At 71.7% G+C, this 24,540-nt stretch carries 17 protein-coding genes; 12 read left to right on the top strand and 5 right to left on the bottom strand.

Going from position 1 to position 24,540, the window contains the following annotated elements; translation table 11 throughout:
- Window positions 1–41: 41 nt before the first annotated feature.
- Window positions 42–359, bottom strand: a complete 318-nt coding sequence (locus FPZ12_RS22000) for a hypothetical protein (RefSeq protein WP_150980446.1) — start codon at window positions 357–359, stop codon at window positions 42–44.
- A 328-nt stretch (window positions 360–687) separates the two neighbouring features.
- Here FPZ12_RS22000 and FPZ12_RS21995 point away from each other — a divergent pair, with 328 nt between their 5' ends.
- Window positions 688–1,575 (top strand): formylglycine-generating enzyme family protein, encoded by an 888-nt coding sequence (locus FPZ12_RS21995; protein ID WP_144750996.1) that lies wholly within the window; start codon window positions 688–690, stop codon window positions 1,573–1,575.
- Between the two features lie 53 nt (window positions 1,576–1,628).
- On the opposite strand, the gene FPZ12_RS21990 is transcribed toward FPZ12_RS21995, so the two are convergent.
- On the bottom strand, window positions 1,629–2,723 hold the full coding sequence (locus FPZ12_RS21990; RefSeq protein WP_144750994.1) for an ABC transporter ATP-binding protein: 1,095 nt from the start codon (window positions 2,721–2,723) through the stop codon (window positions 1,629–1,631).
- Window positions 2,724–2,811: 88 nt separating this feature from the next.
- Between FPZ12_RS21990 and FPZ12_RS21985 the strand changes: the two genes are divergently transcribed.
- On the top strand, window positions 2,812–3,978 hold the full coding sequence (locus tag FPZ12_RS21985; protein ID WP_243769964.1) for an ROK family transcriptional regulator: 1,167 nt from the start codon (window positions 2,812–2,814) through the stop codon (window positions 3,976–3,978).
- On the opposite strand, the gene FPZ12_RS21980 is transcribed toward FPZ12_RS21985, so the two are convergent.
- Window positions 3,944–4,897 carry a hypothetical protein gene (locus tag FPZ12_RS21980; protein ID WP_144750992.1) on the bottom strand — a complete coding sequence of 318 codons (954 nt, stop codon included), beginning with the start codon at window positions 4,895–4,897 and terminating at the stop codon, window positions 3,944–3,946. The two genes, FPZ12_RS21985 and FPZ12_RS21980, sit on opposite strands and share 35 nt — an antisense overlap.
- A 77-nt stretch (window positions 4,898–4,974) precedes the next feature.
- Between FPZ12_RS21980 and FPZ12_RS21975 the strand changes: the two genes are divergently transcribed.
- The 6 genes from FPZ12_RS21975 to FPZ12_RS21950 all read left to right on the top strand — a co-directional run bounded on the left by FPZ12_RS21975 (window position 4,975) and on the right by FPZ12_RS21950 (window position 11,598).
- The gene (locus FPZ12_RS21975) at window positions 4,975–5,502 is read left to right on the top strand and encodes a PadR family transcriptional regulator (protein WP_144750990.1); all 528 of its coding nucleotides are present in this window, start codon (window positions 4,975–4,977) and stop codon (window positions 5,500–5,502) included.
- A gap of 139 nt (window positions 5,503–5,641) precedes the next feature.
- Entirely contained in the window at window positions 5,642–6,070 is a 429-nt protein-coding gene (locus FPZ12_RS21970; RefSeq protein WP_166462861.1) for a MarR family winged helix-turn-helix transcriptional regulator, read from the top strand.
- A 44-nt stretch (window positions 6,071–6,114) separates the two neighbouring features.
- Entirely contained in the window at window positions 6,115–7,155 is a 1,041-nt protein-coding gene (locus tag FPZ12_RS21965; protein WP_144750987.1) for a FecCD family ABC transporter permease, read from the top strand.
- Window positions 7,152–8,195, top strand: coding sequence for a FecCD family ABC transporter permease (locus tag FPZ12_RS21960; RefSeq protein WP_144750985.1), 1,044 nt, complete (start codon window positions 7,152–7,154; stop codon window positions 8,193–8,195). The genes FPZ12_RS21965 and FPZ12_RS21960 overlap by 4 nt, the downstream gene beginning before the upstream one ends.
- Window positions 8,192–9,856 carry an ABC transporter ATP-binding protein gene (locus FPZ12_RS21955; RefSeq protein WP_243769963.1) on the top strand — a complete coding sequence of 555 codons (1,665 nt, stop codon included), beginning with the start codon at window positions 8,192–8,194 and terminating at the stop codon, window positions 9,854–9,856. The genes FPZ12_RS21960 and FPZ12_RS21955 overlap by 4 nt, the downstream gene beginning before the upstream one ends.
- On the top strand, window positions 9,853–11,598 hold the full coding sequence (locus FPZ12_RS21950) for an ABC transporter ATP-binding protein (RefSeq protein ID WP_144750980.1): 1,746 nt from the start codon (window positions 9,853–9,855) through the stop codon (window positions 11,596–11,598). Before FPZ12_RS21955 ends, FPZ12_RS21950 begins: the two co-directional genes overlap by 4 nt.
- Window positions 11,599–11,717: 119 nt before the next feature.
- Here FPZ12_RS21950 and FPZ12_RS21945 read toward each other — a convergent pair whose 3' ends face one another.
- Window positions 11,718–12,467, bottom strand: coding sequence for a YqcI/YcgG family protein (locus tag FPZ12_RS21945; RefSeq protein WP_166462860.1), 750 nt, complete (start codon window positions 12,465–12,467; stop codon window positions 11,718–11,720).
- Window positions 12,468–12,564: 97 nt separating this feature from the next.
- Entirely contained in the window at window positions 12,565–13,977 is a 1,413-nt protein-coding gene (locus FPZ12_RS21940; protein ID WP_144750976.1) for a cupin domain-containing protein, read from the bottom strand.
- A 243-nt stretch (window positions 13,978–14,220) separates the two neighbouring features.
- Here FPZ12_RS21940 and FPZ12_RS21935 point away from each other — a divergent pair, with 243 nt between their 5' ends.
- From FPZ12_RS21935 to FPZ12_RS21920, 4 genes are read left to right on the top strand one after another with little or no spacing between them, the layout of a single operon-like run.
- Window positions 14,221–21,111 carry an amino acid adenylation domain-containing protein gene (locus FPZ12_RS21935; protein ID WP_144750974.1) on the top strand — a complete coding sequence of 2,297 codons (6,891 nt, stop codon included), beginning with the start codon at window positions 14,221–14,223 and terminating at the stop codon, window positions 21,109–21,111.
- Entirely contained in the window at window positions 21,108–21,815 is a 708-nt protein-coding gene (locus tag FPZ12_RS21930; RefSeq protein WP_144750972.1) for an SDR family oxidoreductase, read from the top strand. Before FPZ12_RS21935 ends, FPZ12_RS21930 begins: the two co-directional genes overlap by 4 nt.
- Window positions 21,816–21,817: 2 nt before the next feature.
- Window positions 21,818–22,927: an isochorismate synthase gene (locus FPZ12_RS46050; RefSeq protein ID WP_243769962.1), complete on the top strand. Its 1,110-nt coding sequence runs from the start codon at window positions 21,818–21,820 to the stop codon at window positions 22,925–22,927.
- Window positions 22,924–24,540, top strand: a complete 1,617-nt coding sequence (locus FPZ12_RS21920; protein WP_208025948.1) for a (2,3-dihydroxybenzoyl)adenylate synthase — start codon at window positions 22,924–22,926, stop codon at window positions 24,538–24,540. The genes FPZ12_RS46050 and FPZ12_RS21920 overlap by 4 nt, the downstream gene beginning before the upstream one ends.

Here is a 24,540-nt window from a genome sequence, read left to right as displayed (position 1 = left end):
TTTGTGGAGAGTGGAAAAGGGCGCGGGGAAAGGACTTGTGCTCAGCAGCGGTGCACGCAGAGGCGTTCGGGGCCCGGCCCCGGTATCGGGGGAACGGGGTCGGCGGGTGCCGGGTTCGCGGTGGGGCGCGGCTCGGGCCAGTGCGTCGGCGCGGGTGGCGGCGGGGTGAGGTCCTCGCGGGCCGCGGGGTTCGGCCGGACGCGGATCTCCGGGGCGGCCGGTTCGTGGCCGCGGGTTTCGGAGTCGGTGCTCGTGACCGGCGCCGGCGACTCGAGGACGGCTCCGCCAGCGGGGGACGCGAACAGGAAGGCGAACGCGAGGGCGAGCAGCACGACGGCGGCCTTCGAACGTCCGGCCACGGCACCCCCGATGTCGTCAGTCGTTCACGGACTCGTTCGTGTTCCCGGTTGTCACCATCGTGCCCGAATTATCCCCGTTGTCTCGTCACGGCGACGCGGATCACACGAACGAGTGAGACTCCGTCCCGGCGCGGGGTGCGGGTCGGGGGTGCGGGGCTGACGGAGGTAGCGGCCGGTGATCTGTCCGAAGTGGACCCCGGCGTCTTGGCCGCCCACGTCGATGTCTTGGCCGCTCGCGCGGGTGTGTTGGCCGCTCGGGTGGGTGTGGTGGCCGCCCGCGGGCCGGGGCTGGGCGCGCCGGGCGGCTACTGTGCTGGGGCGAGGAGGAATGCCCGTGTCCAGTTGCTGTCCGCCGTCCCGCTCCGGCGGGGAATCCACCGTTGCCGCGCCGTCCGGCTCCGCCGGGCGCGCCGAGGGGAAGCTCGTGCTGCCCGGCGGCACCTTCCGGATGGGCACCGAGGATCCGGACGGGTTCCCCGACGACCACGAGGGGCCCGTCCGTGAGGTGACCGTCCGCCCGTTCGCGATCGATGCCTTCGCGGTGTCGAACGCCCGGTTCGCCGAGTTCGCCGACGCCACCGGCTACCGGACCGAGGCGGAGAAGTTCGGCTGGACGTTCGTGTTCGCGAAGTTCGTGCCCGGCCCGCTGCGGAAGACCTCCGCGCGGCCGGAGCAGACGCCTTGGTGGTGCGGGGTTTCCGGCGCCTACTGGGCCGCGCCGGAGGGACCGGGCTCCTCGGTGGACGAACGCTGGGACCACCCCGTGGTGCACGTCTCCTGGAACGACGCGAACGCCTACTGCGCCTGGGCGGGTTCACGGCTGCCGACGGAGGCCGAGTGGGAGTACGCCGCGCGCGGCGGGCTCGACCAGGCCCGCTACCCGTGGGGCGACGAGCTGACCCCGGGCGGCGAGCACCGGTGCAACATCTGGCAGGGCAGGTTCCCGGTGCGCAACACCGAGGACGACGGCTACGCCGGGACGGCGCCCGTGGATGCCTTCCAGCCCAACGGTTTCGGGCTGTACAACGTGTCCGGCAACGTGTGGGAATGGTGCGCGGACCCGTTCGACGACACCGGCACGCACCGCTCGATGCGCGGCGGCTCGTACCTGTGCCACGACTCGTACTGCAACCGCTACCGCGTGGCCGCCCGCACCGCGAACACGCCCGATTCCTCCAGCGGGAACCTGGGTTTCCGCACGGTGGCGGACGTCTGAGGGGTGCCCGGCCACGACGGCCGGGCACCCCGAAACCCGCAAACCCCGAAAACCTAGAGCCGTTCCCCGGTCTCCGGGTGGAAGGCGTGCACCTCGTCGCCGTCGGCGATGGCCACAGGGACCGTCTCGCCGAGGCGCGGCGGGCGGCGGGCGTCGCCGCGGACGACGAAGCGTTCGTCCTGGCCGTTGACCCGGATCGAACCGTGCACGTACGCGTCGGCGCCCAGTTCTTCCACCAGCTCCACGGTCAGCTTCGCCGCCGGCTCGCCTTCACCGGCCAGGCGCAGCGACTCCGGCCGCAGGCCGAGGGTGATCGTGTCCACGTTCGCTTCCTGCGCCGCGGTCATCGTCGCGCGGGGGAGCGCCACCGTCAGCCCGTCCAGCTGCGCGCCGCCTGCCGACAGCGTGACCGTCTTGAGGTTCATCGCGGGGGAGCCGATGAACCCGGCCACGAACGCGTTCTTCGGCCGCTCGTAAAGGTTCCGCGGGGTGTCGCACTGCTGCAGCTCGCCGCCCTTGAGCACGGCGACCCGGTGCCCCATCGTCATGGCCTCGACCTGGTCGTGGGTGACGTAGATGGTGGTGGTGGCCAGCCGCTTCTGCAGCGCGGCGATGTTCGCGCGGGTCTCCACGCGGAGTTTGGCGTCGAGGTTGGACAGCGGCTCGTCCATCAGGAACACCGCGGGCTCACGCACGATCGCCCGGCCCATCGCGACGCGCTGCCGCTGGCCGCCGGAGAGCGCCTTGGGCTTGCGGTCGAGATACGGGGTCAGGTCGAGCATCTCGGCCGCCTCCCGCACCCGGCGGTTGATCTCGCTCTTGCTGGTGCGCTTGAGTTTCAGCGCGAAACCCATGTTCTCCGCGACCGTCATGTGCGGGTAGAGCGCGTAGGACTGGAACACCATCGCGATGTCGCGGTCCTTCGGCGGGACGTTGGTGACGTCGCGCCCGTCGATGTGGATCGAGCCCTCGTCCACGTCCTCGAGCCCGGCCAGCATCCGCAGCGCCGTCGACTTGCCCGAGCCCGAGGGCCCGACGAGCACGAGGAACTCGCCGTCGGCGATGTCGAGGTCGAGGCCGTCGACCGCGCGCACCGGCGGGTTGCCGGGGTAGAGCCGGGTGGCCTGCCGGTAGCTGACTTCTGCCATGGGATGTCCGCCTTTCTGGTCCGGGCCCTGTCTACCGGTGCCGGTGCCGCCACCACCAGGATTCGTCAGTTCAGTAAACTTACTAATTATGAGCACTCCCGCCGGCGGTGCCGGGCCCGCCGCGATGCACCGGCACAACGTCGCCCTGCTGATGCGGCTGATCGCGCGTTCGGCCCCGGTCTCGCGGGTGGAGCTGGCGCGGCGCTGCGGGCTCACCAAGGCCACGGTGTCCTCGCTGGTCGGCGACCTGATCGACGCCGAGCTGGTCCGCGATCTCGGGCCAGGGCCCGGTGGCGGGCCGGGGCGCCCGGCCGGGCGGCTGGTGCTCGATCCGTACGGGCCCGCGTCGGTCGGGCTGCAGTTCGCCGCCGACCACATCGCGGGCGTGGTCGTGGATCTCTCGGGCCGCCCGGTGGCGCGGCAGGTGCGGCGGCTGGACGTCGCGGCGCTGGAGCCGGCGGCGGCGAGCCGCGCGGCGGCGCCGGTGCTGCGCCGGTTGTTCGAGGACGCGACGGCGGCCGGGCGGCTGATCGCCGGGGTCGGGGTGACGGTCGGGGGTCTCGTGCGGGAGCCGGTGGTGAGCTGGGCCCCGGCGCTCGGCTGGCGCGAGGTGGACCTGCGGGCGCTCGTGAACGCCGAGCTGCGGGCGGTCGATCTGTTCGGCGTGGACGTCTTCGTGGCGGGCGAAGTGCCGTGTGCCGCGCTGGCCGAGTACCAGGCCGGAGCGGCGGGGGATTGGCTGTATCTCGGCGGGGAAGAGGTGATCGGGCTGGCGTCGCTGGACCCGGCGGCGCCCATCGCCGGGGACCTCGGGCACGTCCCGGTGCGGCGCCGGGGCGAGCCGTGCCCGTGCGGCGGGCACGGCTGCCTGGAGCTTTACGCCGGGCGGTCCGCGATGGCCGCCGCGGCGGGCCTGCCGGGCCCCGGCCCGTCGCGCCTGCTCGGTGACGAAGACGCGCTCGCCGCCCGGATCCGGCAGGGGGACAAGGCGGCGTTGCGGGCGCTGGACCGTGGCGCGGACGCGCTGGCCGAAGCGCTCCTGCCCGTGCGGGCCCTGCTGGCGCCGGAGACGATCGTGCTCGGCGGGCGCCTCGGCGGTCTGGGCGAGTCCTTCCGGCGGCGTGTGCAGGACCGGACCGGGCCCGGGCTCACCCTGCGCCCGGCGAAACTCGAGCCGGACGCGGCGGTGCGCGGCGCGGCGGGCACGGTGATCGCCCGGCTCATCGACGATCCGCTGGCATGGATGGCAGGCTGATCAGGCGCCGCACCACGTCGAACGCGGGCTTGGGCGAGTAGTCGTCGCGCAGCAGGCCGAACCGGTTCATCCGCGGTCCGCTGCTCAGCCCGTCCCGCAGCCCGAACAGTTCGTACGCCTCGATGCCCAGCTCCTCGGCCAGGCCCATCGCCGTCCCGGCCACTTCGCCGAGCACGCGCGCCTGCTCCGCCTCGGTGTGCTCAGGGCCGGTGGGCCAGCCGGTTTCGGTGATGTGCAAGGGAACCCGCGCGGGCACGCCGATCCCGGTCGCCGACTCGCGGAACGAGCGCAGCACGAACGCGACCGCGTCCCGGAGTTTGCCCGCGGGGACCGGGCGGAAGACGTCCGGGAAGAAGTCCAGCCCGAGGAAGTCGATCCGCGCCAGGGTTTCCGCGTCGACGTGCCCGGGCACGGTGGTCCAGAAGGCGTCGCCGGGCGGGGAGAACGCCGCGTTGAACCCGATCAGCACGTCCGCGCCGAGCCGGTCACGTTCGTCGAGGGCGGCGGTGAGTCCGGCCGCGAGCGCGTCGAAGCAGCCGGGGCGGCCGCCGTCGAGGGGGAGGCCGACGTTGGGCTCCTCGCACACCTGGACCTTCCCGCCGCCCAGTTCCGCGACCTCACGCACGCGCGAAACAACCCAATGCGCGTAGCCCAGGGGATCGGCTTCGGGACTGCTGTATCCGGCGACGAGGTCGGCCACCCGCCCTTCGCCGACGTACGGCTCAAGGCGCTGCGGCGTGGGCTGCTGGTCTCCGCGGTAGTTGCGGTAGCAGCGCACGTAGAACCGCTCCGCGCCGCCCGCGAGCTCGCGCAGCGCGGCGGCCGTGCGGGCGGTGTCCTCGGGTGGGGCGTCGATGAACGTCTTCAGCGTCACCAGATCGCGGTCGACCACCCCGGGCCAGGCACCGAAGGTCAGCACAGGTCTCCTCCTATTCGTATACGAACAACTTATCGGTGACGGTACTCGTATACGAACACCGGCGCTAGGATGGGGCCGTGCCGCAGAACGCGATGGACAACCCGCTGGTGCTCCCGATGCTCGGCCTGCTCGCGGAAAGCCCGCGCCAGCAGTACGCCCTGTTCGCGGAGCTGCGTGACCGGTACGCGTTCCTCCGGGTGAAGACCTCCACCGTCTACACGCTCGTCGGCTCGCTGGAACGCAACGGCCTCGCCGCGCTCGACGGCGAACAGGAGGTTTCCCTGACGCGGGAAGGCATCGCGGAGCTCCGCCGCCGCGTGGAAGCGCACCTGCGCGAGGCCGACCCGAACGCCGACCCGAAGTTCGCGATCGCGCTGGCCTACCTCGGGATCCTCCCGCCCGGCGACGCCGCCGCGCTCCTGCGGGAACGCGCCCAGGCGCTGAAAGCCGACGCCCGTGCGGCCGACGAAGTGCTGCGAGAGTCCGGGGTGGCGGAGCTGCACATGATCGAGGGGCACTTCCTCGCGTCGCGCCTGCGTCACGACGCGACGTGGCTGAACCGGCTCGCGGGCCGGATCGAAAGCGGAGATCTCGCCTGGCCGTGACGAAAGCCCGCTCCGGCACCCAAGCCGGGTCCTTTGTGGACGAACCCGGGGAACCGGACAGAGCGGACCCGCGCTCTGGATCCGGGAGCTGATCCGTGGTATCAGGTTAGGGTTGCCTCAGCGGCGCGGGGGGAGGGAAGTGGCCGAACCGGAGATCCTCACGGTGGGCCTGCTGCTCAAGCGGGCGTACCAGAGCAGCAAGGCCGCCGTGGACGCCGCGCTGGCCCCGCGTGGTTCGAGCCTGTCGCAATGGGTGGTGCTGGAGCAGATCGCCTCGCGGCCCGACGTTTCGGCCCGCGCGCTGGCCCGCGTCACGTACCAGACGGAGCAGGCGCTGGGCAGGCTCGCGATGCGGCTGGCCGACCGCGGCCTGATCGAGCGTTGCTCCGGTCCGGCGAATGTCGTCGGTCACCGGCTGACCCCGGAAGGGCGGCGGCTGCTGGCCGAGGCGACGCCGGTGGTGCACGACGTGCTGAGCCGTGAGCTGGGTGTACTCGGCTCCGGCGAGCTCGGCGCCCTGCGGCGGCTGCTGGAGTCGGTGGCCGGGCGGGGCGAAGATCACTCTTAGCTAAGCCTTGCCTAATCCTCCGGGTTCTGCGATGGTCATGGCCGGTGACGGCAGCGGAACAGGTGGAAACGGGGCGAGCGGTGCGGCGTGGCCATGCCCTGCGGGCGGGTGGACTCGTGCTCGCGCTGGCGGCACTGGTCCTGGTGGCTCTGGTGAGCGTGGCCGTCGGGGCGAAGTCGATCGGCCCCGGCACGGTCGTGGACGCGTTGCTGCACAACACCGGAACGCCGGACGAGATCGTGATCCGCAGCCTGCGCGTGCCTCGCACGCTGCTCGGCATCTGCGTCGGCGCGGCGCTGGGCCTCGCCGGGGTGCTGATGCAGGGCCTCACGCGGAATCCCTTGGCGGACCCCGGTCTGCTCGGGATCAACTCCGGCGCCGCGGCCGCGATCGTCGTGGGAATCAGCTTTTTCGGCCTCGGCTCGGCGAGCGAGTACGTCTGGTTCGGCCTGCTGGGCGCGGCGGTCGCCGCAGTGGTGGTGTACCTGCTCGGCTCGGGGGGCAGCGGCGGGGCGACCCCGGTGCGGCTCGTGCTGGCGGGAACCGCCGTGGCCGCCGCGTTGCTGGCGTTCGTGCAGGCCATGTTGCTCGTCTCGCCGACCACGTTCGACCAGTTCCGGTTCTGGCAGCTGGGTTCGCTCGCCGGCCGTGACCTGAACGTCCTCGGCTCGGTCGTGCCGTTCCTCGCGCTGGGCGCGCTGATCGCCTTCACCCTCGCCCGCCCGCTCAACGCCGTCGTGCTCGGCGACGACGCGGGCCGGGCGCTCGGCGCGCATCTGGGCCGCACCCGGGCGTGGGGCGCGCTGGCGATCACCCTGCTCTGCGGGGCGGCCACCGCGGCCGCCGGGCCGCTGACGTTCATCGGGCTCGCGATGCCTTACGTGGCAAGGGCGATCGTCGGCCCGGACCACCGGTGGCTGCTGCCCTACGCGGCCGTGCTCTCCCCGATCCTGTTGCTGGCGGCCGACATCCTGGGCCGCGTGATCGCGCCGCCCGGCGAACTGGCCGTCGGGCTGGTCGTCGCGTTCGTCGGCGCGCCGGTGTTCATCGCGCTCGTGCTGCGCCGGAAGGTGGCGGCGGCATGACGGGAGTGCTGGACACCGGGCCGCATGCGGTCCGCGTCGGGGACCGCGTCTCGGTGCGAGTGCACCGGCGGGCCTGCGTGGTGGCGGCCGGTCTCGTGCTGGCGATCCTGATCGCGGCGATCGTGTCGCTTTTGTTCGGGCAGCTGGGTTTCGGCGACGTCTTCCGGACCCTGGCCGGGCACGGCGACCGGTCCGACGAGTTCCTGCTCTACACCCTGGCCGTGCCACGGCTGCTGTGCGCGCTGCTCGTCGGCGCCGCGCTGGGCGCGAGCGGCTCGGTTTTCCAGAACCTGACGAGGAATCCGCTCGGCAGCCCGGACCTCATCGGCTTCACCACCGGCTCCTCGGTCGGCGCCGTGTTCGTGCTGACCGTGCTCGGCGGCGGGATGGCGGCCATCGCGGGCGGCGCGCTCGTCGGCGGGCTGGTGACCGGCACGATCGTCTACGCGCTGACCATCCACCGCAAGGCGCGCGGCTATCAGCTCGTGCTGGTCGGCATCGGCGCCAACGCGATGCTCCAGGTGGTCACGCACTACCTGCTGACGCGGGCGAACCTCGAATCCGCGATGGCCGCCCAGATCTGGCTCACCGGCAACCTCAACGGCCGCGGCTGGGAGCACTTCTGGCCCGCGCTGATCGTGGTCGCGATCTTCCTGCCGCTGCTCATCGCGTACGGCCGCCGCCTGTCGGTGCTGGAGATCGGGGACGAGGCCGCGACCGCGCTCGGCGTGAACGCGGCGACGACCCGGCTCGGCGGGCTGGCGCTCGGAGTCGTCCTGGTCGCCACGGCGACCGCGACGGCAGGGCCGGTCTCGTTCGTCGCGCTGGCGGCGCCGCAGCTGGCCCGCAGGCTGACGCGCGCGCCCGGCGCGGGCACCGGGACGGCGGCGTTGATGGGCGCGCTGATCCTGGTACTGGGCGATCTGCTGGCGCGGGAGGCCTTCCCGGTCGAGCTGCCGACGGGGATCACGACCGGCGCGGTCGGCGGGGTGTACCTCGGCTGGCTGCTGTGCACGCAATGGAGGTCGGGCAAGCTGTGAACGAACCACGGGAACTGATCCGCCACGCCATCCGGGGCCAGGCCCGCTATCTGGTGCCCGCTTCGCTGCTGGCGGCGGTGCACCAGGGCTGCGAAGCCGCGGTGCCGCTGCTGATCGGCCTGATCGTCGACCACGCCATCGCGCCCTCGAGCGGCTCGGGTCTCTTGTGGACACTCGTCCTGCTGGTGCTGTTGTTCGCGCTGCTGACCGTCTCCATGCGCCTCGGCGGCCGTCTCGTCCGGCACGCCACTCAAGGCGCGGCGCACGAACTGCGGGTCCGCCTGGCGGGCCGGGTGCTCGACACCGGCGGCTTCGGCCAGGCCGGCGCGCGCAGCGGCGTGCTGCTGTCCACCGCGACGTCCGACGCCGGGCGCGTGGGCATGGTCAACGCCGCGGTGTGGACGTCGGTCGGGGCCGTGGGCGCGCTCGTCGTCGCGGCTGTGATCCTGTTGCAGGCTTCTTTGTTGCTGGGGCTGGTGGTTCTGCTCGGGCTGATTCCCGTTGTGCTGCTGACACGGACGATCTCCGCCCCGCTCGTCCGCCGCAGCGGAACGGAGCAGGCGGCCGCGGCCCACGCGGCCGGGGTGGCCGCCGATCTCGTCGAAGGGCTGCGCGCGATCAAGGGGCTCGGCGCCGAGCTGGTGATGTTCCGCCGCTACGGCCACGCCAGCGGCGACGCCCGCACGGCGGGGATCAAGGCCGCGCGGCTGGTCGCCCTGCGCTCCGGCGTGATCATCCTGCTGACCGGCGTCTTCCTCGCGGTGGTGGCCTGGCTCGGCGGGCGCCTCGCCGCGGAGGGCACGATCACCGTCGGCCAGTTCGTCACCGCGTTCACCCTGACCCAGTTCCTGATCGGGCCGTTCACCCGGATCGCCATGGTGGGCACGCAGTTCGCGCGCGCCCGCGCCTCGGCCGAGCGCATCGCGAAGGTGCTGGCGGAGCCGCCGGTCGTCGACGGGGGAGAGCAGGGCCCGGTCGGCGGCGCGAGCCTGAGCCTGCGCGGGGTCACCGGGCCCGGGCTGGGCGGCCTGGACCTCGAAGTGGGCGAAGGCGAGTTCGTCGGGGTCGTGCTCGAAGACCTCACCGGCGCCGACACGCTCGTGCGCTGTCTCGGCAGGCAGGCCGATCCGGACTCGGGCGCGATCCTGCTGTCCGGGGTTCCCTTGCGGGAGCTCGATCCCGACACCGTGCGTTCGGTGGTGCTCGTCGCCGCGCACGACGCCGTGTTGTTCCGCGGCACGGTCTGGGAGAACGTCGTCGCGGTGGGGGATAAGGCCGCCGCCGAACGCGCGCTGGACTGCGTGGACGTCGCGGGTACGCTGCCCGACGGCGTCGAGACGCTGGTGACCGAACGCGGGCGTTCGCTGTCCGGCGGGCAACGGCAGCGCGTGGCGCTCGCGAGGGCGCTCGCCGCCGAATCCCCGGTGCTGGTGCTGCAAGAACCGACCACGGCGGTGGACGCCGTGACCGAGGCGGAGATCGCGGCGAACCTGCGCTCGCTGCGGGAGGGCCGCACCACGATCGTCATCGGGACCAGCCCGGCCCTGCTGGCCGCGGCCGACCGGATCGTGGTGGTGCGCGGCGGTTCCGTCGCCGCCACTGGCAGCCACGCCGACCTGCTCGCCGCCGACGACGACTACCGGGAGCTGGTGACGGCATGACGGAACTCCTGCTCCCCACGGCGAGTCCGAAGGAAACCCGCGGCGCGGCCCTGCGCGTGCTGCGCCCGCACAAGCGGCTCGTGGCCGCCACGCTGCTGATGCTGGTGCTGGCCACCGTCGCGGGCCTGATCGCGCCCCGGCTGCTCGGCCACATCGTCGACCTCGTGGTGGACGGCGACGGCGGCGCCGTGCTGCCGGTGGCCGTCGCGCTCGCGCTGGTCGCCCTCGTGCAGGCCGCGTTCCAGGCACAGGGCGCGGCGATGGTCGCGCGGCTCGGCCAGACCGCGATCGCGACGATCCGGGAAACCGTGGTGCGCAAGGTGTTGCGGATCCCGGCGGAACGGATCGAGCGCGCGGGCAGCGGGGACGTGCTGGCGCGGCTTTCCGGGGATGTGGAGGCCGTGAACGAGGCCGTCGCCGGGGTGCTGCCGACGCTGATCGACGCCGGGCTGACGATCGTGTTCACCGCGATCGGGCTGGTCCTGCTGGACTGGCGGTTCGCCGTCGCCGCGCTCGTCGCGGTGCCGTTCCAGCTCGCCGCCGTGCGCTGGTATCTGCGCAACGCGGTGCCGGTGATCCGGGACGAGCGGGTGGCCGAAGGCGCCCGCGCCCAGCAGCTGCTCGACTCGATCGACGGTGCCACCACGGTTCGCGCGCTCCGGCTGGAGGAAGACCACCTCCGGCGCGTCACGGCGGCCTCGGATCGCGCGCGGCGGCTGTCCATCCGGATGGCCGCGGTGCAGCGGCGTTTCTTCGGGCAGCTCAACTACGGCGAGCTCGCCGGGCTGGGCCTGATCCTCGTCGTCGGGTTCTTCCTCGTCCGGGCGGACGCGGTGACCCTCGGCGCCGCTTCGGCCGCGGCACTGTACTTCCACCGGCTGTTCGACCAGTTCAACGCGATCCTCGGCAGCTTCGACAACGCGCAGGCGGCCACGGCCGCGTTCGCCCGGCTGATCGGCGTCGCCGACCTGCCGGACCCGCCGGAGCGGGAACGGCGGCACGCGGGCACCGACAGCTCGGTGACCGTGCGCGGGCTCGATTTCGCTTACCATGACGGCTCTCCCGTCCTGTCCGATGTGGATCTGACGGTCGCGGACGGCGAGCGGGTGGCGGTGGTCGGCGCGTCCGGAGCGGGGAAGACCACCCTGGTGAAGGCGATCGCCGGCATCGTCGAGACCGGCACCGGCCGGATCGAGCTGGGCGGCATCGAAGTGGGCGAGTACGACCCGGTGGACCTGCGCCGCAAATGCGTGCTGCTGAGCCAGGAAGTGCACGTGTTCGCCGACACGCTGGCGGCCAACCTCCAGCTGGCGCGCGCGGACGCGGCGGAGGACGAGATGACCGCCGCGCTGGCCACCGTCGGCGCCTCCGGCTGGCTGGCGGCGCTCCCGGATGGACTGTCCACTGTGCTCGGACGCGGTGGCCACCAGCTCACCCCGACCCAGGCGCAGCAGCTCGCGCTGGCACGCCTGGTCCTGGCGGATCCGCCGATCGCGATCCTCGACGAGGCGACGGCCGAAGCCGGCAGCGCGGGGGCGAAGGTGCTCGAAGCGGCGGCGGAGAAAGCGCTTACCGGCCGCACCGCGCTGATCGTCGCGCACCGGCTCACGCAGGCCGCCCGCGCGGACCGCGTCGTCGTACTGGACCGGGGCCGGGTGACCGAGATCGGGACGCACGCGGAGTTGGTGGCCGCGGGCGGCGGCTACGCCCGGTTGTGGGCCGCGTGGTCCGCCAACCGCTGACCCCATACGCGAAGGCCCGGCCGGGAACTCCGGCCGGGCCGGGGTTTTTCCTTACCACGCCTGGACAGCGCAGTGCCCCGCGGCGGGCACGAGGCTCGCCGCGGGGCACCGGCCCCCGGTCAGTCCACCTTGGTGTTGTGAAACGGGCAGGCAGGCATCTCGGTGTCGTTGGTGTCGGGCAGGAAGTACTGGCGCCACTCGCGGTTCTGTTCGTCCCCGTAGTCGCCGAGGTAGCGCGAGGGCTCCATCCCGTCGAAGGCGCGCAGCCGCTTGCGGATCACCCGCCGGGCCGCGGTCCCGCGGGCGCTGCCGGGCTCCAGGCCCTCGAACACCCAGCGCGGCTGGAAGGTGATCAGGAAGCCCGAGGCGAACCGGCTGTGCCGCGTGCCATGCGCCGGGGTGTTGCACACGACGAAGATCTCCGTGTCCCCGAAGGCGAACTCCCACATCGGGTGCTCCGGATGGGCGGGCAGTTCCGCGGGCCACCGGCCGGGATCGTTGTCGTGCAGGTACTGCAGTACCGACCAGAACTTCGCGTTGTACTCCTCCAGCGACCGGATCTCCTTGTCCGGCGGGAAGAACACCGCGAGCGAGGTGTCCCTCGACAGCTGCTGGTATTCCGAAAGGTAGGTGGCCAGAATGCGGATCAGGGGTTTCCAGGCCGCTTCGTCGTCGAGATCGTCCACGAAACCGAACCGCAGCGAGTTCTTCTTCGCCGCGGCGACCGCGAAGGTGCACGGGAAAGGGGATTCCCGGGAGAGCAGGGTGGAGACCAGTTCGTCCAGACAGTCCCGGCCCCACTCCGGAACGTCTCCGATGACGCACTTCGCCAGTTCGTCGCCGGGCTTCCCCGGCTGTTCCACGGACACGATGAGAACTCCACGATTCGAGGGTGTGCTGGAGGAGGACAGGCCGGCTCGGGCGCGCGTCCGCTGCGCCGGACGCGCGCCCGGCGGGCCCGGTGACTCAGAGCAGCTGCTGGAGCATCTCGTCCGGGATGATCGGCTGGTGGTAGGTGCACGAACCGGACAGCACCGTCGACCCGTGCAGGCGCGACACCGGGATCAGCAGCTTGTCGCCCTCGTTGAGCTGGATCTTGTGGGTCACGTTGTTCCAGAAGTGCATCTGGCCGGTCTCGATCATCACCAGCCGGTGCTCGTTGTGCACGTGGGTGGTCGAGGTCTCCTCGTTCGTCTCGACGAACGTGTCGAGGTCCACCTCGATGTTCTCGTTCGTCAGGTGCTGGTCGATCTTCTCGGCCTTTTCCTGGTATTCCTCGATCTTGTCCGCCCAGTCGAGCTGGGTGGCCAGATCGGCGTCCCAGGTCTCGGCGAACCAGCGGGCGTCGGAGAAGCCGCGGTGGAAGGCGGCGAGCGCGTCGGTGCCGAAGTTCTCCGCCAGTGGCGGCAGGAGCTTCCCGAGCAGTTCGTCGAGCCCGGCGGAGCTGAGCCCGGTGTCCGGGCCGAAGAAGTTCCCGGAGTAGCCGAAGCCGTCGGCGAACACCTCGGTGAAGCGCTTTCCGGTGGCGGCGCGGTCGATCTTCTCGTGCACGTACGCGCCGGCCAGCTCGAAGACCTTCGACGGGTCGGAAGCGTAGTGCTGCAGCAGGTTCCCGCGCCCGAGCGAGGTGCCGAGGTAGAGCTGCCAGTACGCGCCGGCGGTGGGGACCAGGGAGGCGGCGGAGAGCAGCTCGCGGTAGGCGGCGGAGGCGTCCACCCAGGCGCGGTAGTCGTCGAGCAGCAGCCCGCGCAGCGCCGGGTGCGCCGTGTCGTACTCACCGATGGCGGCGCGGCCGATCGCGGTGTGCGCGGCGGGGCGGAAAGCGCTCAGCTGCAACAGGACGAAGGTCGCGGCCTCCTTGCGGCCGCGGGTGCGCAGCGCCACGTCGAACAGTTCGCCGGGCCGCGCCACGCGCTGCTCGTGATAGCCGCGCACCGTTTCCGTGATCGTTTTCACATCCACAGTGGACAGTTCCGGGCGCTGTTCTTCCAGCAGGGTGAACAGATGCCGCTCCAGGATCGGCTTCGCCAGCGCGCCGAGCACGCGGCTGGTCTCCGAGTGGAACTGCTTCGCGGAGGTGGCGTTGACCTCGGTGGAACGGGGCGGGAGGTGGACGTTGCCCGCGTCGTAGACGTTGCGCAGCATCCGGTGCCCGAGCAGCGCCGAGAGCTTCAGCTTCTTGTGCGCGGGCATCGGCTTGCTGTAGTCGAGCCACTCCAGGTCGTCCGGGCGGACGGGGCGGCGCCACGGGTCGTCCTCGGTGGTGAGCTCCTCCCACTCCGCGGCCCGGAACGCGGGGTTCGCAGCGAACGCCTTGACCACGTCGTTGGCGTCGGTGAGCGCGGGAAGGCTGGTCAGATCGAAGGAATCCGGGCTCATGCTGGGGTCATCTCCCTACTCGGTGGTCCATGGGTGCGCGCCGCGCCCGCCTGCTCGCGCGGCGCGTCCGGCGGACCGACCATAATTAGGTGAGGCTTACCTTGCAATAGGCCGCGAGTGTGGCGTAAGTCCGAGTAGTTTGCTTGTTGGTGAAGGAATCGCGGCAAAAGAGCGGTGGGACTGGACAGTACAAGCTAGGTTAGCCTAACCTGAGCCCGCCTGTTGTCGGATCGAAGGAGCCGGATGTCCCCGGAACGCCGCCGTCTGCCGCTTTCCGCTTCACAGAGCGGAATCTGGTACGCCCAAGGAGCGGACCCCGGCAGCCCGGCGTACCACACGGCCGAATACGTCGAAATCACCGGCGAGCTCGACACCGGGCTGTTCGTGACCGCCGCCCGGCAGGCGGCAGGGGAGGCCGAGTGCTTCGGCACCGTTTTCGGCCAGGACGAGGACGGAACTCCCTGGCAGGAAACGGGTTCCGCGGCCACGGCGGAGATCCCGGTGGTGGCCGCGGGCGACGCGGACGCGGCGCTGGCGTGGATGCGCGAGGACCTGGCGAAGCCGTCCGACCTGGCCACCGGCCCGCTCGCCGCGCAGGCCCTGCTGACCGTCGGGCCCGGCCGCGCGTTCTGGTACCTGCGCTGCCATCACCTGCTGCTCGACGGTTACGGATTTTCCCTGGTGCAGCAGCGGGTCGCGGAGATCTACTCGCGGCTGGCGCGTGGCGGCGAGCCCGGTCCCACGCCCTTCGCTTCGGTCGCCGATTTCCTGGCCGAGGAGCAGGAGTACCACGAATCCGCCGAGCACGACGCCGATCGCGCGTTCTGGGTGCGAGCCTGGGAAAACCGGGCCCGTCCGCGGCCGCTGGAAACGTCGGGGCTGAAATTCCCGGTGACCGTGCGGGAAACGGCCCCTTCGTCGGTGGCAGGCCTGCCGCGCTGGCCGGAGACATTGATCACGGGCTTCGGCGCCTTCTGGTACCGGTTCACGGGGGAGAGCGCGGTCACACTCGGCCTGCCCACCCTCGCGCGGCCGACCCGCACGGCGGCCCGCACCCCGACCACGGCGGTCAACGTACTGCCGCTCGCGATCGAGCCCGGTCCGGACGCCACGGCCTCGGCGCTGATCGAAGCGACCCAGGAGGAGATGCGGCAGTACCGGGCGCACCAACGGTTCCGCGGCGAAGAGCTGCGCCGCGAACTCGGCCTCTCAGGGAGTGGGAACCGGTTGTGCGGCCCGCTGGTCAACATCCGGCCGCCGGTGCCCTCGCTCAGGTTCGGTGATTGCCGCGGGGAGACGCGCTACGTGTCCTCGGGGCCGGTCGACGAGCTTTCGGTGACGGCGCACCGGGACAGCGGCGGCAGCATCGTGCTCACCTTCCACGCCAATCCGGACGTCTATGACGAAGAGTCCTTGCAAGACATGGCGAAGCGGTTTTCGGTCTTCCTGGACGCATTCGCCACCGGGGATCCGCGTCTGTCCGATTTGGACGTTCTGCTGCCCGGTGAGCGGGAGAAGCTCACGGCGGGGGCGAGCGTCGAGCCCGCCGAACGCACGCTGACCGGCCGCTTCGCCGAGGTGGTTGCCGGATCGGCAGCCCGGATTGCCGTTTCGACCGGCGACGACACCCTCACCTACGCCGAGCTGGACGCGCGGGCCAACCGGCTGGCCCACCGGCTGCGCCGGGACGGCGCGGGCCCGGGCGCGATCGTGGCGCTCAGCCTGCCGCGTTCGGCCGACCTCGTGGTGGCGATCCTCGGCGTACTCAAGGCGGGCGCCGCGTACCTGCCGCTCGATCCCGGCTATCCGGCCGAGCGCCTCGCGTACATGATCGAGGACGCCGAGCCGGTACTCGTGCTCAACGAACTCGGCGACCTGGACGGATTCCCGGCGAGCGCGCCGGAAGTGTCCATCGCCCCCGGCGATCCCGCGTACGTGATCTACACCTCGGGTTCCACCGGGAAGCCCAAGGGCGTGGTGGTGCCGCATTCGAACGTCGTGCGCCTGCTCGACTCCACCCGGCACTGGTTCGAATTCGGGAACGAGGACGTGTGGGCCCTGCTGCACTCCTACGCCTTCGACTTCTCCGTGTGGGAACTGTGGGGCGCGCTCGGGCACGGCGGGCGCCTTGTCGTGGTGCCGCACGACGTCGCCCGCGCGCCGGGGGAGCTGCGAGCGCTACTGGCGCGCGAGGGCGTAACGGTGCTCAACCAGACCCCGTCCGCGTTCTACCAGCTGGCCGAGCAACCGGCGGACCTGCCGGCGCTGCGCACGGTGATCTTCGGCGGCGAGGCGCTGGAGCCCGCGCGGCTGCGCGAATGGTTCCGCGTGCACGGCGACCGCAAGCCGCGGCTGGTCAACATGTACGGCATCACCGAAACCACGGTGCACGTCACCTACCACGAGCTGAGCGCGTCCGACGGGCCCGAGAGCATCATCGGCGAGCCGATCCCGGACCTGCGCGTGTACGTGCTCGACCGGTTCGGCCACCCGGTCCCACCCGGGGTTACCGGTGAGCTGCACGTCGGCGGCGCCGGGCTCAGCCTGGGCTACCTGAACAAACCGGAGCTGACCGCCGAACGATTCGTGCCGGACCCGTTCGGGCCCGCCGGTGCGCGGATGTACGTGACCGGCGACCTCGCCCGGTGGACCGCCGAAGGCCGGCTCGAATACCGCGGGCGCGGCGACGACCAGGTCAAGATCCGCGGCTACCGCATCGAGCCGGGCGAAGTGACCGCCGCCGCCCTCTCGCTGCCGGACGTCGCCGACGCCGCCGTCGTGGTCGACGACGGCCCGCGGCTGCTCTGCTACGCCGTGCCGCGCGCGGGCGCGGAGCTGACTCCGGAGTCGCTGCGGGCCGGGCTCGCGGGCCTGCTGCCCGACCACATGCTGCCCGCCGCCGCTCTCGTGGTGCCCCATCTTCCGTTGACCCCCAACGGAAAGCTCGACCGCGCCGCGCTCCCGGCGCCGGAGGGGCAAGGGCCCCGCCGCGGCCTCACCCCGGCCGAGCAGGCGCTGTGCGGGGTGTTCGAGGAGATCCTCGGCGTGCCCCGTGTCGGCGCGGACGACGACTTCTTCGCCCTCGGCGGCCATTCCCTCCTGGCGACCAGGCTGATCAGCCGGGTCCGCGCGGTGCTGAACGCCGAACTCGACATCCGGACCGTGTTCACCGAGTCGACGCCCGCCCGGCTGGCCCGCCGCCTCGACCCGGTCCGGCGCCCGGCACTGCGGAGCATGGAGCGGCCCGAGCGGCTGGAGCCTTCCGCCGCGCAGCAACGACTCTGGTTCCTGAACCGGATGGAGGGGCCGAGCGCCACCTACAACCTGCCCCTGTCGGTCGAGCTGTCCGGCCCGGTCGACGTCGGCGCGCTCATCGAGGCGCTGCGCGACGTCGTCGGCAGGCACGAAGCACTGCGCACCACGTTCCCCGCGCGCCAGGGCAAGCCGTACCAGTCGATCGCGGCCGGGGCGGACCCGGAACTGTCCCTTGTGGACATCGAGGAAGCCGCGCTGCCCGAAGCGATCGGCGCGGCCGCAAGGCAGGGCTTCGACCTCGCCAACGAGGCCCCGATCCGCGCCAAGCTGTTCCGCGTGACGCCGGAGCGGCATGTGCTCGTGCTGTGCCTGCACCACATCGCCGGGGACGACTGGTCGTTGCGGCCGCTGACCGACGACCTCGCCGCCGCCTACACGGCCCGCCTGAAGGACGCGGCGCCGGACTGGCGGCCGCTGCCGGTGCAGTACGCCGATTACACGCTCTGGCAACGGGAACTGCTCGACCAGGTGTCCGAACGCGACCTCGCCTACTGGCGGGAAGCGCTTTCCGGGCTGCCGGAACGGCTAGACCTCCCCACCGACCGGCCCCGCCCGGCCGAGGCGAGCAACCGGGGCGGCCAGGTCCCGCTGGCGCTCGGCACGGAGTTGCACGCGCGGCTGCGCGAGCTGGCCGCCGAGCGCGGGGTCAGCGTGTTCATGGTGCTGCACGCGGCTTTCGCGGCGCTGCTGACCAGGCTCGGCGCCGGGACGGACATCCCGATCGGCACCCCGGTCGCGGCCCGCACCGACGCCGCTTTGCACGACCTCGTCGGCTTCTTCGTCAACACCCTGGTGCTGCGCACCGACACCTCCGGCGACCCGGCGTTCACCGAGCTGCTGGCCCGCGTGGCGGAGACCGACCTCGCGGCGTACGCGCATCAGGAGACGCCGTTCGACCGCGTGGTGGAGGCGTGCAACCCGGTGCGTACCCCGGACCGGCATCCGTTGTTCCAGGTCATGCTCTCCTTCGGCACCGCGCGCGGCGAGCAGCAGTGGACGCCGGACCTCACCGCGGACCCGCGGCCCGTGCACACCGGGACCGAAAAGTTCGACCTCACGCTGAACCTGGCCGAGGGCGAAGCCGGGATCGCGGGCGCGCTGGAGTACGCCACCGATCTGTTCGACGAACGGACGGTCCGGCGGTTCAGCGACCAGTTCCTCCGTGTCCTGCGCGGATTCGCCGAGGACCCGGGCCGCCGGCTGAGCACAGTGGACGTTCTCGGCGACGAAGAGCGCGAGCTGATCGTGCACACCTGGAACGACACCGGCGCGCCGATCACTCCCCGCACCCTGCCGGAGATGATCGAGGACCAGGTCCGCAAGACCCCCGAAGCGGTCGCGGTGGTGTTCGAGGGCGGGGAACTCACCTACGCCGAGCTGAACACCCGCGCGAACCGGCTGGCCCGGCACCTGATGGAACTCGGCGTCGGTCCGGAAAGGACAGTCGGCATCCACCTGCCGCGCTCGGCGCACCAGGTGGTCGGCCTGCTCGCCGTGCTGAAGGCGGGCGGCGCCTTCGTACCGCTGGAGTCCGCCTGGCCCGCCGACCGCATCACCGGCATCGCCACCGGCGCGGACCTCGCCGCGATCGTCTCCGACAGCGAGGTTTCCGCGAGCCTGCCCGAACTCGGCAGGCCCGTCGTCGAGGTCGACCGGGTGGAGCTGGACGGCTATCCGGGCGAGGACCTGCCGCGCCAGGCCGGAATGGACAATCTCGCCTACGTCATCTACACCTCGGGCTCGACCGGTGCCCCCAAGGGCGCGATGATCGAGCACCTCCCGGTCAGCAACCGGCTGCCCTGGCAGGTCGGCCTGCTCGGCCTGAAGCACGACGACGCCGTGCTGTACAAGGCGCCGCTGAGTTTCGACATCTCCGTCAACGAGATCTTCCTGCCGCTGGTTTCCGGCGCGCGGCTCGTGGTCGCGGTGCAGGGCGGCGAGCGCGATGTCTCGTACCTGCTCGACCTCATCGCCGAGCAGCGCGTCAGTTTCGTCTACCTCGTGTCCACGATGCTGGAGCTGATGCTCGAGCGCGACGAGGTGGTGGACGCCGGCCGTTCGCTGCGGCACGTCTGGTGCGGCGGGGAAGTCCTTACGCCCCAGCTGTACCGGCGCTTCACCGAGCGCATCGACGCCACGATGTACCACGGCTACGGCCCCGCCGAAGCCACCATCGGGGTCACCTGCCAGGTCTACCGCGGGCAGGACCCCAGCCAGGGGATCACGATCGGCCGGCCCAACCCCAACAACAGCGTCTACATCCTCGACGCGGCGGGCAACCCGGTTCCCATCGGCGTCGCGGGCCAGCTGCACATCGGGGGCGTGCAGCTCGCTCGCGGCTACCTTGGGGATCCCGAGCGCACGGCCGAAAAGTTCATTCCGGACCCGTTCTCCGGCAAGCCGGGCGCGCGGCTTTACGCCACCGGCGACCTCGCCCGCTACCGGCCGGACGGCAACATCGAGTTCCTCGGCCGGATCGACAACCAGGTCAAGATCCACGGGATGCGGCTGGAACCGGAGGAGATCGAGGCGACGCTCGCCCGGCATCCCGGCGTGCGCCAGGCCGTGGTCGTGGTCCGCTCGGGCGAGCTGGCCGCGTACTGCATCGGCGAGGGCGAAGCCGTGGAGCCGGAAGAAGTGCGGCAGTGGCTCGGGACGCAGCTGCCCGCGCACATGGTCCCGGCGGCGCTGGTGTTCCTCGACGAGTACCCGCTGATGCCCTCGGGCAAGGTGGATCGCAAGGCGTTGCCGGACATCGCGGTGCAACCGCGCCGGGCCGACGAGCACGTGGCGCCTCGCACGGAAGCCGAAAAGCTGATCGCGAGCATCTGGTCGGACACCCTCGGCGTACCGGACATCGGCGTGCGCGACAACTTCTTCGACCTCGGCGGGCATTCGCTCGTGCTGGCCCGTGTGCAGACGGCGTTGCAGCGCGAGCTGGGCCACGGCGTGCCGATGCTGGACCTGTTCCTCAAACCCACGGTCGAAACCCTCGCCGCGCACCTGGCCAGCGAGTCGGCGACCACGGGCAAGAACGCGCTCGGCATGCTGCTGCCGTTCCGCACCGAAGGCACCCGGCCGCCGGTGTTCTGCCTGCACCCGGCATCCGGGCTCGGCTGGCCGTTCGCCGGGCTGCGCAAGCACCTCGACACCGACACACCGGTGTACGCGCTTCAGGCGCGCGGGCTGGACGAGTCCCGTCCGGTGGCGTCGTCGATGGAGGAGATGGCCGCCGAATATCTGACGCGGGTGCGGGAAATCCAGCCGCACGGCCCGTACCGGCTGGTGGGCTGGTCCTTCGGCGGGGTGGTCGCGCACACGATGGCGACCCTGCTGCAGGACGCGGGCGAGGAGGTCGGGCTGCTCGCGATGCTGGACTCGTATCCGGCCTACCCGTGGGAAAAGCTCGCCGACGACCACGAACAGCAGGCCCTGCGGTCCCTGCTCTACATGTCGCACTACGACCTCGAGACGCTGCCGGAGGGGCCACTGGACCGCGAAACCGTGCAGCGCGTCGTCGCCGACCAGGGCGGGGTGCTGTCCGAATTGGACAGTTCGTCGATCACCGCCGTGATGAACACCTTCGTCAACTCTGCTCCGCTGCAGCAGTCGGTGCGGCACCGGGTGTTCCGCGGCGACCTGTTCTTCTTCACCGCCACCGTGAACCCGGTGGATCCGGCGCTGTCCGCCAAGGACTGGGCACCCTACATCGCGGGAGAGATCGAGAACGTGGACATTGCCTGTGAGCACAAGGACATGTGCCAGACCGGGCCGCTGGCCCTGATCGGGCGCGCGCTGGAGAAGAGGCTGGCCCGATGACGGTCCTGGTCACCGGTGCCGCGGGCGGCATCGGCTCGGCGGTCGCGGAAGCCTTCGAAAAGGCCGGGCACGTCGTCGTGCGCGCGGACCGCGAGTCCGTTGTGGACGGTGTCGAGCTGGACGTGACCGACCCGGCCGCCGTCGAGCGGGCGGTGGCGGAGATCGAGGACCGGCACGGGCCGATCGACACGCTGGCCAACGTCGCGGGCATCCTCCGCACGGGCCCGGTCGTGGACCTGAGTGACGAGGACTGGGCGGCGCTGTTCGCGGTCAACACCACGGGCGTGTTCGTGGTTTCCCGCGCCGTGGCGCGGCGGATGATCCCGCGCCGCGCGGGCGCGATCATCACGGTCAGCTCGAACGCCGGTGCCGTGCCGCGCCAGGACATGGCGGGCTACGCCGCGTCGAAGGCGGCCGCGACGATGTTCACCAAATCGCTCGGGCTGGAGCTGGCCGGGTACGGCATCCGCTGCAACGTGGTCGCCCCCGGCTCCACCGACACCCCGATGCTGGGCGGGATGGACACCCCGCTGGAGTCCTTCGTGGACGGTGCGCCCGCGGCGTACAAGGTGGGCATCCCGCTGCGCAAGATCGCCACCCCGCGGGACATCGCCGACGCCGTGCTGTTCCTCGGCTCCCCGGCCGCCGGCCACATCACGATGCAGGAACTGCTCGTCGACGGCGGGGCGGCGCTGGGAGGATGAGAATGCACACTGCCGACGGGCTGCTGCGGGACTACCGCCAGCCGGACGTCTTCTTCGCGGGCAAGGAACGCACGCTGCTCGCCAACGGCGCCGACGAGACCTTCACCGAGGCGGACGGGCTCGCGGGCTCCGTCGCCGAGCGCCTCGCCGAGTCCGAGGTGCCGGTGGCGCTGGGCGCGATCCCGTTCACCGGCGGGGAAGCCGCCGTGCTCATCCCGAAAACCCTGCGTGCCGCGGGCCCGCTGCGGGCCGACACGGTGCAGGTGCCGATGTCCGTCGCGCTGCGCACCGGCGCGGTGCCGGGCCCGGACGGGCATCGCGCCGCCGTGGCCGAGGCGGTGCGGCGGATCCGGGAGACGCCGGAACTGCGGAAGGTGGTGCTCGCCCGCACACTGGAGACGGAGTTCGCGGGCGCGGTGCCGACCGAGGTGATCCTGCGGAACCTGGTGGGGGACAACCCCTTCGCGTACCACTTCGCGACCGAGTTGCCCGGGGCGACGTTCGTGGGTGCCAGCCCCGAGCTGCTCGTCTCCCGCAACGGCACGCTCGTGCGCTCGCACCCGCTCGCCGGGTCGGCCCGCCGCTCCGCGGACCCGGTGCGGGACAAGGAAGCCGCGGCGGGGCTGCTCTCGTCCAAAAAGGACCGTGGCGAGCACGCGATCGTCGTCGAGCAGGTGGTGGAGACGCTGCGCCCGTTCTGCCGGAAGCTCGACGTGCCCGCCGAGCCGTCCGTCGTGGGCACGCCCGTCATGTGGCACATCGGGACGGAGATCTCCGGCAGGCTGCGCGACCCCGGCGTGACGGCGCTGGAGCTGGCGCAGGCATTGCACCCGACCCCCGCCGTCTGCGGCACACCGACCGCCGCCGCCCGCGAGGTGATCGGCGAGCTGGAGTGCTTCGACCGCGGCTACTACGCGGGCGCGGTCGGCTGGGTCGACGAACACGGTGACGGGGAATGGGCGGTGGCCATCCGCTGCGCCGAGATCGCCGGGCCGAAGATGCGCCTGTTCGCGGGCGGCGGGATCGTGGCGGACTCCGAGCCGGACGCCGAGCTGGACGAGACCGAGGCGAAGTTCGGGACGTTGCTGCGGGCGATGGGAGGCAGGTCATGACGGACTTTCCCGGGTTCCCCGAGGAGTTCGCGGAGCGCTACCGGGCCGCCGGGTACTGGACCGGGCAGACGTTGGGGGACATGCTTTCGGCTTCGGTCGCCGCGTACGGCGGGCGGATCGCGGTCGTCGACGGTGACCGGCGCTGGACCTACTCCGAACTGGACTTCCGCTCGCGCGGCGTGGCCGAAGGGCTGCGGCGGCTGGGCATCGAGCGCGGCGACCGGGTGGTCCTGCAGCTGCCGAACATCGCGGAGTTCTACGAAACCGTGTTCGCGCTGTTCCGGCTCGGCGCCATCCCGGTGTTCGCGCTGCCCGCGCACCGCTACTCGGAGATCGGCTACTTCTGCCGGCACACCGAGGCCACCGCGTACATCGTGGCGCGCGAGCACGAGGGCTACGACTACACCGAACTCGCCGAGCAGGTGAGCGCAACGGTTCCCGCCCTGCGCACGGTGATCATGGTCGGCGAAGCGGGCGGGTTCGTCCCGTTCGACGACCTGCGCGTGCCGCCGGGGGAGGAACCGCCCGCGCCGGAGCCTTCGGACCTGGCTTTCCTGCAGCTGTCCGGCGGCAGCACCGGCACGCCCAAGCTGATCCCGCGCACCCACGACGATTACCTTTACAGCGTCAGGGAAAGCGCGCGGATCTGTGAGCTGACGCCGGAGTCGGTTTACCTGGTCGCGCTGCCGTGCGCGCACAACTTCCCGATGAGCTCGCCCGGTTCGCTCGGCGTGTTCTACGCCGGCGGTACGGTCGTGCTGGCCAAGGATCCCACCCCCGGCACGGTGTTCGAGCTGATCGAGCGCGAGCGCGTGACGATCACGGCCGCGGTGCCGCCGCTGGCGCTGGCGTGGCTCGCCGCGTTGCCCACCAGCCGTGACCTGTCGTCGCTGCGGGTGCTCCAGGTGGGCGGGGCGAAGTTCGGCGTGGAATCCGCGCGCCGCGTGCGCCCGGAGCTGGGTGTGCGGTTGCAGCAGGTGTTCGGCATGGCCGAGGGGCTGGTCAACTACACCCGCTACGACGACCCGGACGACATCGTGACCGGAACGCAGGGCAGGCCGATTTCGGAGGCGGACGAGATCCGCATCCTCGACGACTCCGGCCAGGAGGTCCCGGAAGGTCGGCCCGGGCATCTGCTCACCCGTGGCCCGTACACCATCCGCGGCTACTACCGCGCGCCCGAGCACAACGAAGAGGCGTTCACCGCAGACGGGTTCTACCGCACCGGCGACATCGTCTCCCGTACCGCGGACGGCTATCTCGTGGTCGAGGGGCGCGCGAAGGAGCAGATCAACCGCGGCGGCGAGAAGATCGCGGCCGAGGAGGTCGAGAACCACCTGCTGGCACACGAATCCGTGCACGACGCCGCGGTCGTCCCGATCCCCGACGAATACCTCGGCGAGCGCACCTGCGCGTTCGTCATCCCGGCCGGGGACACCAAACCGCGCCCGATCGAACTGAAGCGGTTCCTCACCGCCCGCGGCCTCGCGGCCTACAAGGTGCCCGATCTCGTCCGCGTGGTCGACGAGTTCCCGCACACGCCGGTGGGCAAGGTCGGCCGGAGCGCGCTCCGGCGGGCGATTTCCCAGGCGTTGCAACGAAAGGATCAGTAG

It is taken from the genome of Amycolatopsis acidicola, assembly GCF_007713735.2.
GTDB lineage: Bacteria > Actinomycetota > Actinomycetes > Mycobacteriales > Pseudonocardiaceae > Amycolatopsis_E > Amycolatopsis_E acidicola.
The sequence above is the reverse complement of the archived record's forward strand: the minus strand, read 5'-3'. Positions and strand labels throughout refer to the sequence as shown.